General features: G+C 45.2%; 13 protein-coding genes. 3 read left to right on the top strand and 10 right to left on the bottom strand.

Annotated features, from left to right (window positions below; genetic code table 11):
• Positions 1-126 precede the first annotated feature (126 nt).
• Positions 127-1,203, bottom strand: coding sequence for a Fic family protein (locus ACI882_RS15580; protein WP_411748541.1), 1,077 nt, complete (start codon positions 1,201-1,203; stop codon positions 127-129).
• Positions 1,204-1,509: 306 nt separating this feature from the next.
• Here ACI882_RS15580 and ACI882_RS15575 point away from each other — a divergent pair, with 306 nt between their 5' ends.
• The 3 genes from ACI882_RS15575 to ACI882_RS15565 all read left to right on the top strand — a co-directional run bounded on the left by ACI882_RS15575 (position 1,510) and on the right by ACI882_RS15565 (position 2,525).
• Positions 1,510-1,755 carry a type II toxin-antitoxin system ParD family antitoxin gene (locus ACI882_RS15575; protein ID WP_411748540.1) on the top strand — a complete coding sequence of 82 codons (246 nt, stop codon included), beginning with the start codon at positions 1,510-1,512 and terminating at the stop codon, positions 1,753-1,755.
• Positions 1,748-2,038, top strand: a complete 291-nt coding sequence (locus ACI882_RS15570) for a type II toxin-antitoxin system RelE/ParE family toxin (protein ID WP_411748539.1) — start codon at positions 1,748-1,750, stop codon at positions 2,036-2,038. The genes ACI882_RS15575 and ACI882_RS15570 overlap by 8 nt, the downstream gene beginning before the upstream one ends.
• A 139-nt stretch (positions 2,039-2,177) precedes the next feature.
• Positions 2,178-2,525: a four helix bundle protein gene (locus ACI882_RS15565; RefSeq protein WP_411748538.1), complete on the top strand. Its 348-nt coding sequence runs from the start codon at positions 2,178-2,180 to the stop codon at positions 2,523-2,525.
• A gap of 89 nt (positions 2,526-2,614) precedes the next feature.
• Here the strand turns inward: ACI882_RS15565 and ACI882_RS15560 are convergent, their stop codons facing one another.
• From ACI882_RS15560 to ACI882_RS15520, 9 genes are all read right to left on the bottom strand, one after another.
• Positions 2,615-3,025: a flagellar protein FlaG gene (locus tag ACI882_RS15560; protein WP_411748537.1), complete on the bottom strand. Its 411-nt coding sequence runs from the start codon at positions 3,023-3,025 to the stop codon at positions 2,615-2,617.
• 117 nt (positions 3,026-3,142) lie between these two features.
• Positions 3,143-5,608 (bottom strand): flagellin, encoded by a 2,466-nt coding sequence (locus tag ACI882_RS15555; protein WP_411748536.1) that lies wholly within the window; start codon positions 5,606-5,608, stop codon positions 3,143-3,145.
• A 561-nt stretch (positions 5,609-6,169) separates the two neighbouring features.
• Positions 6,170-6,463 (bottom strand): hypothetical protein, encoded by a 294-nt coding sequence (locus tag ACI882_RS15550; protein ID WP_411746428.1) that lies wholly within the window; start codon positions 6,461-6,463, stop codon positions 6,170-6,172.
• A 293-nt stretch (positions 6,464-6,756) separates the two neighbouring features.
• On the bottom strand, positions 6,757-7,152 hold the full coding sequence (locus ACI882_RS15545; protein ID WP_411746429.1) for a PIN domain nuclease: 396 nt from the start codon (positions 7,150-7,152) through the stop codon (positions 6,757-6,759).
• A complete protein-coding gene (locus ACI882_RS15540; RefSeq protein ID WP_411746430.1) occupies positions 7,149-7,343 on the bottom strand; it encodes a type II toxin-antitoxin system VapB family antitoxin in 195 nt (64 codons plus the stop codon). The genes ACI882_RS15545 and ACI882_RS15540 overlap by 4 nt, the downstream gene beginning before the upstream one ends.
• A gap of 360 nt (positions 7,344-7,703) precedes the next feature.
• On the bottom strand, positions 7,704-8,960 hold the full coding sequence (gene flgL, locus ACI882_RS15535; RefSeq protein ID WP_411746431.1) for a flagellar hook-associated protein FlgL: 1,257 nt from the start codon (positions 8,958-8,960) through the stop codon (positions 7,704-7,706).
• A 233-nt stretch (positions 8,961-9,193) separates the two neighbouring features.
• Positions 9,194-12,256, bottom strand: a complete 3,063-nt coding sequence (gene flgK / locus ACI882_RS15530; protein ID WP_411746432.1) for a flagellar hook-associated protein FlgK — start codon at positions 12,254-12,256, stop codon at positions 9,194-9,196.
• Positions 12,257-12,268: 12 nt separating this feature from the next.
• Entirely contained in the window at positions 12,269-13,237 is a 969-nt protein-coding gene (flgJ, locus tag ACI882_RS15525) for a flagellar assembly peptidoglycan hydrolase FlgJ (protein WP_411745900.1), read from the bottom strand.
• 299 nt (positions 13,238-13,536) lie between these two features.
• The gene (locus ACI882_RS15520; RefSeq protein ID WP_411745899.1) at positions 13,537-14,622 is read right to left on the bottom strand and encodes a flagellar basal body P-ring protein FlgI; all 1,086 of its coding nucleotides are present in this window, start codon (positions 14,620-14,622) and stop codon (positions 13,537-13,539) included.
• Between the last annotated feature and the right edge of the window lie 309 nt (positions 14,623-14,931).

Below are 14,931 nucleotides of genomic sequence, written 5' to 3'. Positions count from 1 at the left end.
AAGGTCAAAAGATAGAGGTGTGGCACCGTTATAGCAGGCATTGTTTTGCTTTTTTCTTTCGCTGAAAGCTTGAAGCTGATAGCTGACAGCTGTCAGTAAGTTCAAGTGATGGGGGAGGTTATGTTGTCAGCTGTGTTCTACAAAAAGCTGCAGTAGAGGCTCGTTAATGTAGAAGTTGCTGCGACCTACTTTTTCTTTTCGCAATAGCCCTATATCGACTAATTGATCTAGATACTTAGATGCGGTTAGACGAGATACGCTCAGATCTTGCACTAAAAACTCAATTTTTGTATAGGGGTGGTTAAACAAATTATTAAGTAGTTCTTGTCGATAGATTTTGGGTGCCTTGGTTCGCAATTCACTTTTGTAATGCACCATTAGCGATTTTATTTGGTTTATCAACTGCACCGTGCCTTGAGCGGTTTCTATGACGCCATTTAAGATGTAAAGAATCCATGGCTCCCAATCACCCGAGTCACGTACAGCCTGCAGTTGACCATAATATTCAGATTTACTGTGAATAAGGTAACGACTCAGGTATAAAACGGGGATATCCAGAAGGCCCGTTGCAACCAAATACAACATATTAATAATGCGGCCAGTACGACCATTACCATCGTAAAAGGGATGAATACTCTCGAACTGGTGATGAATAATGGCCATTTTCACGAGTTCATCGGCATCACATATCCTTGAGTCATTTATATACTCAACCAGATTTTCCATGAGGGCTTGTACATCATCTGGGTGCTGTGGCGGCGTATATATTACCTCACCTGTGGCGGAATTTTTCAAATCTGTTCCTGGCAGCTTACGCAACCCTGCCCGGTTTTTTTCTAAGGTTTCCTGAATGGCCAAAATATCACTCAGCCGGATAAGTTTATCTTGACGTACATGACTAAACCCTAGCTTCAATGCAGTAGAGTAATTTTGCACTTCTTTGGTTGCTGCATTGGTTTCAGTTGAATGATCAAGCTCAGCTTTGAAAAGAGCATCATGCGTAGTAATAATGTTTTCTATTTCTGAGCTGTGTTTAGCTTCTTGCAATACCAGTGTATTAATTAAAATGCCTTCATTAGGAATAGTAAGCGCAACACCCTTTAACTCCGCTAAAAAGCGGTGTGCTTGCGCAGCTTTCTTCATAACTGCTCGAGTTTCCCACGTTTCAATATTAGGCAGTGGTAAAGGTTGTATTGAGGTCATTTAAAATACTTATGGATAGCTTTTTAGAAATTCTATACATATCAGGGGTATGTGTATAGATAATTCAGTTTTCCATGTGTATTGGGATGGGGGAAGAATAGCTGCAAGCTGTCAGCTTTAAGCTATAAGTAAGGTCAAAAGATAGAGGTGTGGCACCGTTATAGTAGACATTGCTTGCTTTTTTTCTTTCGCTGAAAGCTTGAAGCTGATAGCTGACAGCTCCCCCTCCCCTTCAACATTACGGTGGATTTTGGTCGGGCGTATGCTATATTGCATCAATAGTATGATCTTTTATTGGAGGCTTTTATGGGTACCACACGGAAAACCATCACGGTTACCGCTCAACAAGATGTTTGGATTAAATCCCAAATTACCGCAGGCGAATACACAAATGATAGTGAGTATATTCGCGATTTAATACGCCGTGACCAAGCAAGCCAAGCAGATATAGAAGCCGTGCGCGCTGCACTTATCGAAGGTGAGCAAAGCGGAGACCCGCAGCCGTTTGATGGTGAATTATTCAAGCAAACAATGAAAACAAAGCATGCCTGAATATAAGTTAGCACCAAAGGCAAGAGAAGATCTGGAGTCTATTTGGATATACTCAATGAAACATTGGGAGCTAAATCAAACAGAGCGCTATATTGACGATTTGATAGCAGCCTTCAGGTTTTTGGCAAAAAGCCCTAAAGCAGGAATAGCCTGTGACAACATTCGTCGTGGTTACCGTAAGCACCCAGTCATGCGACACTTTATTTACTACCGTGAAACATCCTATGGCGTGGAAGTCATACGCATTCTACATGACCGAATGCTAGCCGCCCGGTATTTTTGAAAGAGCGGTTTTGGGCTGCAGCCCGCAGCCCGCAGCCCGCAGCCAGAAACAATCCCTCACCTGTGACCCATTCAACACCCGCCATTCAAATAGCCTGATAAACTAATCAACCCGAAAAGCCATAATCAAGGATGATTATATGAATTTTGAAAAACTGGATGTATGGAAGACTTCTGCTCAATTGAGTGCGGAGTTGTATATTGAATTGAAAGATTTAAAGGATTGGGGTTTTAAAGATCAAATAACCCGGTCTGGGTTGTCGATCCCTTCAAATATTGCCGAAGGCATGACACGAACGAGCTCTTCTGAAAAGAAGCGCTTTCTGAACATCGCCTATAGCTCAGCAGCCGAACTAAAAACACAAATATGGATTGGGCAAAAAGTAAAATATATCGAAAAGGAACAATCAACGAACTGGATAAAACAATTAAACTCCATATCAAGAATGCTAACAGGCCTAACAAAATCCCTAACCAAAACCCCCTAACAATTTTTAGGTTTTAGGTTTTAGGTCCAAACCCGAAGCCCGCAGCCCGAAGCCCAAAACAAAAAACCCCGCTAAAAGCGGGATTTTTTCTAAACCTGCGCACTAAACAACATCAACGGCTCTTCTTGATTAAGCCTCTGCGCCAGTTCCAAGGCTTCTTCATTGGGCATCTGTCGAATTAATTCCGATGATGCCTTATCGTAAACCCTAATCACTGTTGCTCCTGACTCTTCATCCAATTGGAATTCAAGTTTGCGTTCTGTGTTTTGTACGTAGTCATTGAGTTTCGCGACTGCTTGCTCTACTCGTTCTTCTTGCGCTTTTTCCGTTGTTTCTTTCTTCTGTAAATCAAAGGAAGAAACTGCTTTCACGTTCACGGTTTGGCGTGCTTCCGCTTGCTCTACCTTGGGCTGGTTTCCTTTCTCACCCGTATTACCAGTGTCGCGTGTTGGTGCGGAAGGCTTAGTATTTAGCGCTGGCTGCATACTAATTTCATTCATGTTACAACCTCCGTTCACCTTTCGATTGCTCTTAATACTGCTTTATTCAAGAGCGCTAGCGTTAGGCCTAGGCCGCGAAAGCGGCCATCGCCTGGTTTACTCCCGAAGGAGTCGCTATTAACCGAGTAGTGACAATACCTGCTGTGGTTTCTGGTTAGCCTGAGCCAAGATCGAAATACCTGCCTGCTGCAATACCTGAGTACGAGACAGTTCAGCAGTTTCAGCAGCGAAGTCCGCATCACGGATTCGAGAGTTTGCAGCACTTAAGTTTTCAGAGGTAATCTGAAGGTTAGAGCTGGTAGACTCGAAACGGTTTTGCAAGGCACCGAGTTCTGCACGTTGGCTTGATACGGTTTTTAGTGCGTTATCGATTGCTGTGATTGCATCCTGGGCACCTTGGAAAGTAGAGATATCTACATCCTTTAGGAATGTTCCATCTTCCCCTCCACCGAAAGTACCTGCGGTCAACCCAGAATCTTCAAGACCCTTTGTACCTGCAGTACCAAAACTCACATCGAATGATTTAGCTGAAGATAATGTTACAGTCCCATAGGTTGTTTCTGCGCCACTGGCATAATCAAATGCCTTAAGACCAGTTGTACCCGTATTTTGACCAACAGACGAACCACTTAAACCAAAGTTATTAATGTTAGTGTTTAAATCAATCAATGCCTCACCGGCATCTGAGGAGTCAGCAAAGAGTGATATATTTCGGCCATCAGCGGCAGTTAAGGTTAACGTTTCGCCGTTATCAGTGGCAACCACGCCAGTCTGACCTGACACTTCATTAATAGCAGCAATAGCTCCTGCTTTATTTTTTTCATAATCTTCAGTTTCAACTAAAGAAACATTCACACCATTAAGTGTCAACTGTACACTTGCGCCTGCAACAACGTCAGTCCCTAGAACAGCAGCAGTACCATCCGCTGCAACTAGACCAAGAGCATTTTTAGCGCCTCCAACAACCTCTGTTGCATTTGCTTCAGCAGTCACACCAGTGTCACTTGATGATTTATTAATTGTTGCAGCGATCGCTATCGCAGATGCAGCTCCATCAGATGACCCTGCTGTCGTATCAGAAGCAGTGTCATCTAAGCTTGATGATGCTTTTATAGCTACGCCATTGATAACTAAATCACCATCTCCAATTCGCTTCTCTGAGGCTAACGCTTCATTGACTGCGACTGCAATACCTTGCTGAGTATCAGCACCTACAGTTACGTCAAAGCCAGCATCATCAAACGCTGCTTGCAAATCAGCTAACGTGTCACCACCAGCGGTACCAATAGTTAACTCCCCTGCTGCTGCTGCTGCAGTTAAAAGTGCAGCAGTACCATCAGTTGAATTTACCGTTGCCCATGCTCCATCCACTCCATTCACCTCTTGCTTAGTAGTAGATGTAGAGGCTGTTTGAGCTTTATAGGTTCCAGCAGTTAAGCCTGAATTAGTGATATCGCCATTACCAGTCCCATTCCCACCTGCAATCTCAATATCTATACTTGAATTTTGCGATGTTAGAGTAAAGCCAGCTTGAGACTGAACTGAAGCTGCTGCTGTAATATCGGAATCAGCTAGGCCATAAACAGAAAGATCATTAGTTGCTGCACTTGTAACTGTAATATTTCGTCCATCAGATGCAGTTAAAATAACACCACCATCATTACCACCATCACTTGCCATCACACCTGTTTGCTCTGCTTTAGCATTGATTGATTCAATGACTGACCCACGTGTTGCTGCTTTAGCTGAGTCGTCTGCATTGTCTGTGCCTTCAATATCTATTGAGACTCCGTTTAATACGATAGTGGCTGCTCCAGCTGCAGTACCTGTTGCTGTTGAAGTCGCCATATCAGAACCAACAACAACGTTCTCGTCTACTGTAGCTACTACCCCTGTTGACTCTGAAGAAGCATTTATCGCTGCTGCTTTCGCGATCCCTGAGTATTCTTTTCCAGCAAAAGACAACTCGTCATCGCCAGAGACCGATGCGCGTATCGATTCGCCATTAATCACTAGATCCCCATTACCTAACTGACTAGTATTTCCAGATGCACTCACACCTGCCTGAGCACTTGAACCAAGCTTGTCCGCTGTAAGTTCCGTAATTTTAACTTCGACTGTGTTACCAGCATTCGCACCAATTTGAAATGTCCCTTCAAAAGAGCCATCAAGTAAGTTTCGACCGTTAAAATTTGTCTCTTCAGCTGTACGTTGAACTTCCGCCATCAATTGCTTAACTTCTGCTTGAAGTGCTACTCGGTCATCGTCTGAGTTGGTTGCGTTTGAAGACTGAACCGCTAGCTCTCGAATACGCTGTAGGTTTTCAGTCATGGCGCCTAGGGCACCTTCTGCAGTTTGTGCTAGAGAGATACCGTCACCCGCGTTACGGATGGCGACGTTTAAGCCTTTTACTTGAGATTCAAACTTGGTTGAAATCGCAAGACCGGCGGCGTCGTCTTTGGCACTGTTGATACGCAGACCAGAAGACAAACGCTCTAAGGCTGTGTTGTTAGCGCCCTGCGAGGTATTCAAGTTACGCTGAGCCGTTAACGACGAGATGTTGGTGTTAATAATTTGAGCCATATTAATTCTCCGTAGTCGCGTATAGCGTATGCAATCTAGCGACGTTGTTTAGTTACAATGACTATAGCGGCCGGTTTTTGGGAATCTTTTATAGTTTTTTGGAATAAAAAACTAATTTTTATGTATAAAATTAGTTACTGCGGGTTTTGGGCTTCGGGCTGCGGGTGGGGTCAAGGGATTTGGGTAGCTGTCAGCTGCGAGCTTTCAGCGGTCAGTATGTTCAAAAACGGTTTTTGGGCTGCGAGTTTGTTCAAAAGATATATAACGGGCTGGGTTGTGGTGGTTTAGGGCTTTGTGTGGGGTTTGTTTTAGCTTTTTTGCTGGCAGCTGAAAGCTTGAAGCTGGCAGCTTTCTTAAAATCTCAGATCTGTGGCTCAACCCGCCCTTGCGCTCCGGTATGAATTTAAGCCGTTCATAACAACTCGCTTCGCTCAAACAGTCATTCACTTTTAAATTCAAACCCTCACCCAATGGCTAGCCAAAGGTGATTTGTCGTTAAGTTTTTGACCCTACCCGAAGTTCGCAGCCCGTAACCGTTTTTGAACTTACTTGCAGCTTTTTTCAACCCTTCCTATAAGCCTTAGTCTGCTTATCCTTCTTCGGGCTAGGCTCTCCCGTTTTTATAGTCTCTTTCAACGTTGATTGATGCGCTTGTATTAAAGTGCGGTTTTCTTCTAACACTTTCTGCCAGAAATTCATGCGCTCTTCGAAAGCGTCTAGCTCTTTTTTGTTATCGCCTAGCTCGGCTAGGTGCTCGCTGACGAGTTCTTGCCATTTTTCGAGCAAGGTGGGGAGTTGCTCGGTGTGGAGCCATAGGTCGTTGAAGGCGGTGTCTAGTTGTTTTAGGGTGGGCATTTTTGGACTCCGTCCGTTTTTGGCTTCGGGCTTCGGGCTGCGGGTTTGGAACCTGAGGCTTGAGGTTTGTATTGTTTTTTGGTGGCATGTTTTTCTTTGGTGCCATGTTTTAATTGTAGATTGTTTTTTTGTTTTTAGCTGCTAGCTTCAGGCTGCGGGTATAAAAATTAACAAAAACAGCGCCTTTTTCGGCTTTAACTTTTTACTCACAGACCGCAGCCTTGAACCACCGCCCTCCATCTTTTGAACTTTCTCGCAGCCAGCAACCCGAAGCCCGCAACAGCCTTTATCCCTTAATCTATCGCAGCAACAAGCCCAAGATGATCAACAAAAGGCATGAAATCTCTATCTGAAAACAATAAGGGGAGTTTATTTGTTATGCAGAATGTTGCAATGATCACATCGTTGGTTTTTCGAACTGCTATGCCTTTTTTTCTTAGGGCTCTGTAATTTTCTGCCGATTTTAAAGCTTGCGCGTGCCCTAGCATTTCATATTGATCGAGCGTTTCTAAAGTGGACTTGGTCAAATTATAGTCTTTATCACTTTTGAAACCTTGTAATATTTCAAGAAATATAAGATCGCCAATGGCGATAATCCCTTGTGCTAATCCGCTGTCAAGTTCATCGGTCACCGAGTTGTCGTGACCGTTAAAATAATCTATCCAAACACTGGTATCCGCTATAATCACTCTGCACCACACATTTCATCTAAATCGCCTTCCCAGTGCAATTGCCCTCTTAACTCACGGATAGCCTGCTGTTGGTTACGCTTTATAATTAACCTCAAGCCCTGCTCAACAACCTCCTTCTTAGTACTCAGCCCCGTAGCCTTAAGAGCGTCAGCCATCAAATCATCATCAATTACGATATTAGTTCTCATTTTCGCCCCATACACATAGAAAATCAATTCATACACATACTAGAGATAAATGACAACAAGGACAAGCAACCACCTAATCCATAGATTTTTCACATGACCTTATGCAACGTTTTGTCGTCTCTCCACTGCGTTCCGAGGACTCCTACAAAAACACAAAACAACCGCCCTAATCTTTTGACCTCACCCGCAGGTCGCAGCCCGAAGCCTAAAACTGAATTCATCGCGTCTCCACTTTGTTCCGAGCGCTCCTACCTTTTCAATTCAACCACGTTGCTTTGGTTTTAATGTTTAAACCCGAAGCTCGCAGCCCGAAGCCAGCTGTTGCCCTTGGAGCAACAGTTCTCATCAGCTAGCCTATGGCTAGCGGATGAAGTCAAACAAACTCTGCGAGGTAACCTTAGCAAACGTCTGCTGCGCGGCTTGCAAAATAAACTCTTCTAGCTGCAACCGGCTGATGGCTTCGGCGTAGTCTAAGTCGCGTATGCTGGATCTAATATCTTGCGCGGCGAGTTTGTTGTCGGCGTGTTGGTTCATAGTGGTTTCGGTGGTGTTGAGTCTTGAGCCTATTCTGGCGCGTACGAGTGATACTTTTTCTAGGGCAGCATCTAAATTTTCTAGGGTGTTGAATATGGCTTCGTCGTAAATATCGCTGAATTCTGGGGCGTCGCCGAAGTTATTCAGTGCGTATTCTAGCTTTTCGGTGGTGACCAGTAGCCCTTGCTTAGGCGAGGTTTCGACTATGAACTTATCACCTGGGTAGGGTTTACCGGTTACGTTGACGTTGATGCCATGAAACTGTATTGGGCTTCCAGGGCTATAGGATATGTTTGATAGCCCCTCTATTTCACGGCCGTCTGATTTTTGGCGAACGGTATAGTTTGGCCCTGGCGGATCTACGTCGAGTTCGTTATTAAAGGTGATGACGGCGTTTTCTGGGAAGAAGTCGTTTAAGGCTTCTTGATCAACGGTGATACCTGCCGATACCACCGCTGGCGGATTGCCGCGGTTTTCGCTGCTGGCAGAGGTGAAAAACGATGGTACATTGGCATCTATGTCTAAAAAAGCATCTTTACCGCTGTCGCTAGAGGCTAAGGTGATGGATCGGCTGACTTGTAAAAAGCGCACGCCCTCATCACCTTGGTAGCTGTAACCGCCACCTGGGTTTTGCACGAATGGCTGTTGATCGCCAGAGTACCCTGAAAATATGTATTCACCACCGCCGTCTTTGCTGTTCATTAGGTCGTACATTTCTTTTACGCGCTGGCTAATTTCTTGGCCAATGGCGATGCGTTCAGAGGTGGTATATAAAGCCGCGTTACCGGCTTGTACGGTCAGTTCGCGTACACGCTGGATTGTAGTGGTTATACCTTTTAACACACCCTCTTCAGCTTCTAAGCGAGAATCGAGCAAGGTAATGTTGCGTTCGTATTGATCGAGCAAGGAAATTTCTTGATCTAACTGCAATACGCGCGCAGAACCTACCGGATCATCGGAAGGCGATAACATTTTTTTACCCGTACTCAACTGCTCCTGCGTACGATTCAGATTCGCTTGCAGCGTCATCATATCGTTGACTGGGCGCTGGTAAATCCAATAGCTTGATACTCTGTCGGACATTTTTTTAAACCTCTAAGGTCAGTTTTGGGCTGCGGGCTTCGGGTTTTGAAGATTAAAAACACGCTGCTTGCCACTTAATATTACTCAAATTTCTTGTAGGAGCGTTCGTAGCTTGCGGAGACGCGATGGCTTGGTGTTGCCCTGTCGCGTCTCCACTTTGTTTCGAGCGCTCCTACGTGTTTAATTCAACCGTTTTTATGTTTAAACCCGCAGCCCAAAACCCAGAACCGCCCTTAAACCGCCGCCAACAATGAATCAAACAATTCCTGTGCTATCGATATCACTTTCGCATTGGCGTTATAAGCGGCTTGAAATTCTATTAACCGTGCGGCTTCTTCGTCTAGGTTTACGCCTTTTATGTCTTGTAGTTCTTCGGTTGTTTTATCTAGTACCGCTTTTGAGGCGTCGCTGCGTATTTGGGCTTGGCTGGTTAGGGTACCTATTTGTTCTACGGTTTGGCTGTAGCTTTCAGTTAAAGTCATGCCGCCGTCTTCTACGTTTACGGTGTCGGTTGTTTCTATGGCAACTAAATCTAGGGCGTTGCGGTTGTCGGAGACGCCGTTTTCGTTCCAGCCTATGGTAAATTCATCTCCGGCTACAGGTCTGCCGCTAATTTCAAATTGGAAGCCCATGTAGGTTGATTTGGCTTCGGGTGTGCCGTTAAAAATTCCGCCGACCATTGGATCGGTTTTTAGGCGTAGCCCATCAGCCATGGCAATGTCTACTTGGCCGCCTACATTCACTCTCGAAACGTTTTGATTGCCGGTGCCTTCTACGCTCATGAATATTTGATAACTAAAATTACCGCGCTCGTCTATTACGGCTTTTACATGGCCGGGGCTGTCGAGTAAGGCTTGTATTTTTGAGGCGATTTCATCTTTTACGTCTTCGCCGGTTGCATGATTACCTGTTAACTCTACATAGCCGGTACGGCCATCGGGTAGGTACATTTTAAATTCGTACGGGCCATCACTTGAAAAATCGTAACCCGTTAAATTATTAATTTTGCCTTGGGTATCGCCGCTTATCATTTCAACAGGCCATTCTTCACCGGTTGATAACATGAAGGTATCACCTGGATCAATATAGGCGTTTATGTTTGCGGGAATACCGGGTGGCAATACAGGTGCGCCAGTTATGACAGGTTGCGGTTTATCACCACGCATTTCAATGAGAATATCGTTACCTGACTCATCCACAATGGTGAGTGTTGTGCCATCACTTTCGGCTCGAATACCTAACTGTTGAAGTTCGTAGTGATGATTAATACGGTCGGCTAAAAAGTTTGGCCCCATGTCATCGGGTACTATTTCTGGGTAACCTTCCATGTAGGTGGTTTGGTTCAAGCTGTTTAACGTTTGCGTTATTTCTTTGCCGTTCACCCAAATTTCAAATGGGTTGTCGGGGTCATAAGGCGTACCTGAGTTGGTAAAGTTAGCGATTTTAACTTCGGTATAGGCACGTGCTTCTACGCCTTCAACTTGATTTAGTTGCTGAACAATTTCTTTTGCGCTGGCGCTGCCAAGTGTCGAAATAATTGGCTCTTTGGTTTCAACGCCGGTGTCTGGGTTTGTTCTGTAAAATGAAAACCGTTCTGGGTTAATGCCATTTTCCATTGGAATGGTCGTCGGCCCGCCGTATCCAATTTCAGGTTTAAAAGGCAACCTGCCGCGCCAACTGTTGACCATCGTTTCGCCGGGGTCGTCGGTAAAAATAGTATTTACCGCTCCGGGTACAAAGGTTAGGTTTTCCATCGGCGGGTTTAATGGCCGTGGGTTACCTGGGTCGGAATTATCTAACACGGAATAGCGGTTTTCACTTTCAAACTGAATAATCAGCGGTGGGCTCATGGTGCCATCTACCGCAAAAGCATTTGAATCTCGGCTAAGCATGGCGCCTTGGTTTATGGTACCGCTGCCTAAGTTGCTTAAACTGGTATTGGCTTTCATTGGGTAACCAAGGGCTAACTCTGAAGGTTGCCTGAGCATGAGTTCCATTTGTTGCGCAACGTTGCGCAAAGGCGCGATGGTGAAGCTGTCACCTTGCGAAAACGTGCCCGCTTTTATCACCAGCTCTAAACCATCAAATTCAAATGTTTGTGGGTATTCATTGCTTAGCCCACCCTCTTGAATTATTTCACCGGTGTCTTTGCGAACAATTTCATAGCGGCTGTTTTCTGGCCCGGGTACGTTAAAAGTGTAGTCAGACGTTGTTAACAATGAGCTATCTTTGAAGTTAACATTAAATAGATTGTCGTTCGGCAAGGCGTTATCTGAAAATGCAAATACCCGTCCACTGCTAAGTTCAGGGTCATTCAAGTCTTTGAAAAAATCTTGCCCAAAGCGCCCTTCTAAATCGATGCCCAATTTATGGGTTTGGTTTGTTTCTTGAGTAAAGGCAACGGCAATACGACCTAAGCTGTTGATGGCTGTCGAAAGCCCTTCTTCACGAAAATCTAACAAGCCAGCTATTTTGCCTTGATTAAGTGAGTCGGTAATTTCGGTATTTTCGACCTTACTAATAAATTTAATACCTACTTTAAACGGGTCTTTTAAACCGGGTACGGCTTCTAGGCGAGCAGATTCATATTTTAAAACTAATGGATTACCATTGCCTATGGCGATGTTTACCGTGCCGTCTACATCAATCACATCAATATCAACTAGTTCTGATAACTGCCTGACTAATTCTTCACGTTTATCGTATAAATCATTAGGCGGCGCAGCCGTTGCGGAACCTTGTGCGGTGACAATTTTTTCGTTTAATTGAGCAATACCCGCGGCAATCGCGTTTACTTGCCCGACGGCTGCTTCAATTTGGCTATTAACCACGTTGCCTTGATCGGCTAGGTAGCGGCTAATGGTTTCGAAACGGTCAACAAGCCCTTGTGCTTCACCTAGCACGACATCACGCGATGGCACATAGGCAGGGTTATCGGCCGCGCCTTGCATGGCGGCAAAATAACGATCGAGTTGGGGCTGCAAGCCGGTGCGATCATCGGCCAAAATACGGTCGACTTGTTCAATTTGTTCACGGTAGGTTTGTAAATGATTATAACTGGAGGTGTCGGCGTTGAGCTGCATTTGCAAAAACTGGTTACCAATACGGCGAACACTGTCCACGTTAACACCCTGGCCAATGTAGCCAAAGCCACGATACAAGGGGTTAGCGCTGCTCAATACCACCTCTTGACGAGAATAGCCCGGTGTATTGGCATTACTGATATTATGCCCGGTGGTTTTTAACGCTTCTTGTTGCGCTTTTAAACCTGTAATGGCGGTTCCAATCAGACTCATAGTTTGTTCACCTTACGCCTGTTTAAACCAATCGCTGTTTACAATACGAATAATTTTTTCTGCATAGTGCGGGTCGGTCGCGTAGCCGGCCGATTGCAATTCGTTTAAATATTTTTCCGGTTGCTCAGAATGTTTAATGGCTTCTTGGTAACGATCGGAAGTTGCTAAAAACTGCGCATAATCATTAAACGATGCTTCAATACTGTCATAAGCTCTAAACGGCGCCTTGATGGTAATTTTATTGCCTTCGATATATTCGTGCGTTGTCGTCACGGCGGTTTCACCCTGCCAACGACCATCGGCTTTTATGCCAAAGAAGTTATTCGCTACGTCGCCGTTTTCATTGGCAATTAATTTTTTGCCCCAGCCAGTCTCTAATGCAGCTTGAGCCACTAATACTTGTGGCTGCACGCCCAAGACTTGCGCTGCTGCTTCTGCAATGGGTAGCATGTGGTTAATAAAACTGGTTGGCGAAGCAAAAGGATCACTACTGTCTTGAGCATCGAGTTGCTTACTGTTTATTTCTGGCAACACATCGTCAAGGCTTGGCGCTATGCTCTTAGCTTTGCTGTCTTGGCTGTTAAATGACCACGGCGATGCATTCAAAATTGGCCGAATAGATTCATCTAAAGGCTTAATATTATTATCTAAATAGTTCGGACGCACTGGGTTTTTATCATTCAATAATTGCTCGTACAACACTTCTGCCAAACCAAAACCACCATCACGCGACATAGAAAGCGACATCTGTTGATCGCTCATATCGCGGTAAAACTTAGTTTGGTAACTGCTTTCAAGGTCAGAAGCCAAAACATCAGTCGCATCACGCATACTTTTCATGATTAAGCTTATAAACATCGACTCAAACTGCTGAGCAACCGCCTTCAACGCCTCAGGGTCATCCTTAGACGCACCACGTTTCAAGGTATTTAAACCCTGTAAATCGTTATAGTTAAAAGCGGCATCGAGTTGCGCAGTCATAAAACCCTCTCCGGCAAAAGCTTGCCGATATGTTCAGTTAGTTGGCACTGTGTAGGGAGTGATGCGAGAAGTGTGCCAGAAGTTCGGTTTTGGGCTTCAGGCTGCGAGCTGCGGGTTTAAAGCGTCGTTTTAGTAGACCTCGTAGGAGCGTTCGTAGCTTGCTGAGACGCGACAGTATGTTGCTTAACCATCGTCTCTCCACTGAGTTTCGAAGACTCCTACAAGTTCAAAAGTTACTAACAGCGCTGTTTGGTTTTAATTTTTACCCGAAGCTCGCAGCCAGCAGCTCAAAGCCGTTTTTAAATCACTATCAATTCCGCTTTCAACGCGCCTGCACTTTTTAGTGCTTCTAAAATAGCCATTAAGTCGCCTGGGGCTGCGCCTACTTCGTTTACGGCGTTGACTAGATCGTTTAGGGTGACGGTTGGGCCGAATAGGAACATGGGGCCTTTTTCTTCTTCTATGTCTAGGTTGGCTTGGGGTACGACGACGGTTTCTCCGGCGGAGAAGCCTTCGGGTTGGTCTATGATGACGTCGTTTTGTACGGTGACGGTTAGGTCGCCGTGCGTGATGGCGACGGTTTCAATTTTTACGTGTTTGCCGACAACGATGGTGCCGGTGCGGCTGTTGATGATAACTTTTGCTGCGCCTTCACCTGGGTCAACTTCTAGGTTCTCTAAGACACTTAAAAAACTCACGCGTTGGTTAGCGTCTCGTGGTGCGGTCACTCGCACAGAGGCGGCATCTACTGCGTAGGCGGCTTCTGGGCCGAGCAATGTGTTTATTGTTTCTGACATACGTTTGGCGGTGGTGAAATCTGGGCGATGCAGGTTAAACGTTAAATAATCACCTTGAGAGAATGTATTGGGTACGGCACGTTCAACAATAGCGCCATTGGGAATACGCCCTGCCGATTGAATGTTTACTTTGATCGATGAACCGTCTTCGCCTTCGGCCCCGAAACCACCCACTACTAAGTTACCCTGAGCCACAGCATAAATATTGCCGTCGGCACCACGCAATGGTGCGAGCAATAAACTGCCGCCACGTAAACTGGATGCATTCCCTAAACTTGATACGGTGATATCAATTTCTTGGCCGGGCTTAGCAAACGCTGGCAAAGTAGCATGAATACTTACTGCCGCCACATTCTTTAATTTTGGGTCTTCGCCTTCTGGAATGGTGAGTCCAAATTGCTCCATCATGTTGCGGAAGGTCTGATTGGTAAAGGGTGCTTTATCGCCTGAGCCATCTAAACCAACAACTAAACCGTAACCCACCAGTTGGTTATTGCGCACACCTTGAACCGCCGACAAATCTTTAATGCGATCAGCCCAAACACTGCTGGTTATCAGTATTAATGCTAGTGCTATGAATGGTTTCATAAGTGTCATCTCGTTGACGATAGTTAAATGATTACTACTGTTCTGCAAACTTTGTGCCGCTCTACTTGACCCCAATTAAGGAGAAACCTCAATTGTAGGAGCGCTCGAAACAAAGCGAAGACGCGATTGCATGGTGCCAAATCATCGTCTCTCCACTGCGTTGCGAAGACTCCTACAAATAAAACCCTACCGCCTTCTGTAGGAGCGCTCGAAGCAAAGCGGAGACGCGATTGCATGGTGCCAAACCATCGTCTCTCCACTGCGTTGCGAAGACTCCTACAAATAAATCAATACCACCGTCTGTAGGAG

The sequence above is a fragment of the Reinekea sp. genome (assembly GCF_046710285.1).
Classification (GTDB): Bacteria; Pseudomonadota; Gammaproteobacteria; order Pseudomonadales; family Natronospirillaceae; genus Reinekea.
This window is presented reverse-complemented; position numbering and strand designations above follow the sequence as displayed.

Bases quoted from the DNA above. Each gene is read 5' to 3' on its own strand.
- ACI882_RS15565 (WP_411748538.1), top strand. From the start codon at position 2,178: ATGAATTTTGAAAAACTGGATGTATGGAAGACTTCTGCTCAATTGAGT.
- ACI882_RS15540 (WP_411746430.1), bottom strand. From the start codon at position 7,343: ATGAGAACTAATATCGTAATTGATGATGATTTGATGGCTGACGCTCTT.
- ACI882_RS15520 (WP_411745899.1), bottom strand. From the start codon at position 14,622: ATGAAACCATTCATAGCACTAGCATTAATACTGATAACCAGCAGTGTT.
- ACI882_RS15560 (WP_411748537.1), bottom strand. From the start codon at position 3,025: ATGAATGAAATTAGTATGCAGCCAGCGCTAAATACTAAGCCTTCCGCA.
- ACI882_RS15555 (WP_411748536.1), bottom strand. From the start codon at position 5,608: ATGGCTCAAATTATTAACACCAACATCTCGTCGTTAACGGCTCAGCGT.
- ACI882_RS15570 (WP_411748539.1), top strand. From the start codon at position 1,748: ATGCCTGAATATAAGTTAGCACCAAAGGCAAGAGAAGATCTGGAGTCT.
- ACI882_RS15575 (WP_411748540.1), top strand. From the start codon at position 1,510: ATGGGTACCACACGGAAAACCATCACGGTTACCGCTCAACAAGATGTT.
- flgL (WP_411746431.1), bottom strand. From the start codon at position 8,960: ATGTCCGACAGAGTATCAAGCTATTGGATTTACCAGCGCCCAGTCAAC.
- flgK (WP_411746432.1), bottom strand. From the start codon at position 12,256: ATGAGTCTGATTGGAACCGCCATTACAGGTTTAAAAGCGCAACAAGAA.
- ACI882_RS15550 (WP_411746428.1), bottom strand. From the start codon at position 6,463: ATGCCCACCCTAAAACAACTAGACACCGCCTTCAACGACCTATGGCTC.
- ACI882_RS15580 (WP_411748541.1), bottom strand. From the start codon at position 1,203: ATGACCTCAATACAACCTTTACCACTGCCTAATATTGAAACGTGGGAA.
- flgJ (WP_411745900.1), bottom strand. From the start codon at position 13,237: ATGACTGCGCAACTCGATGCCGCTTTTAACTATAACGATTTACAGGGT.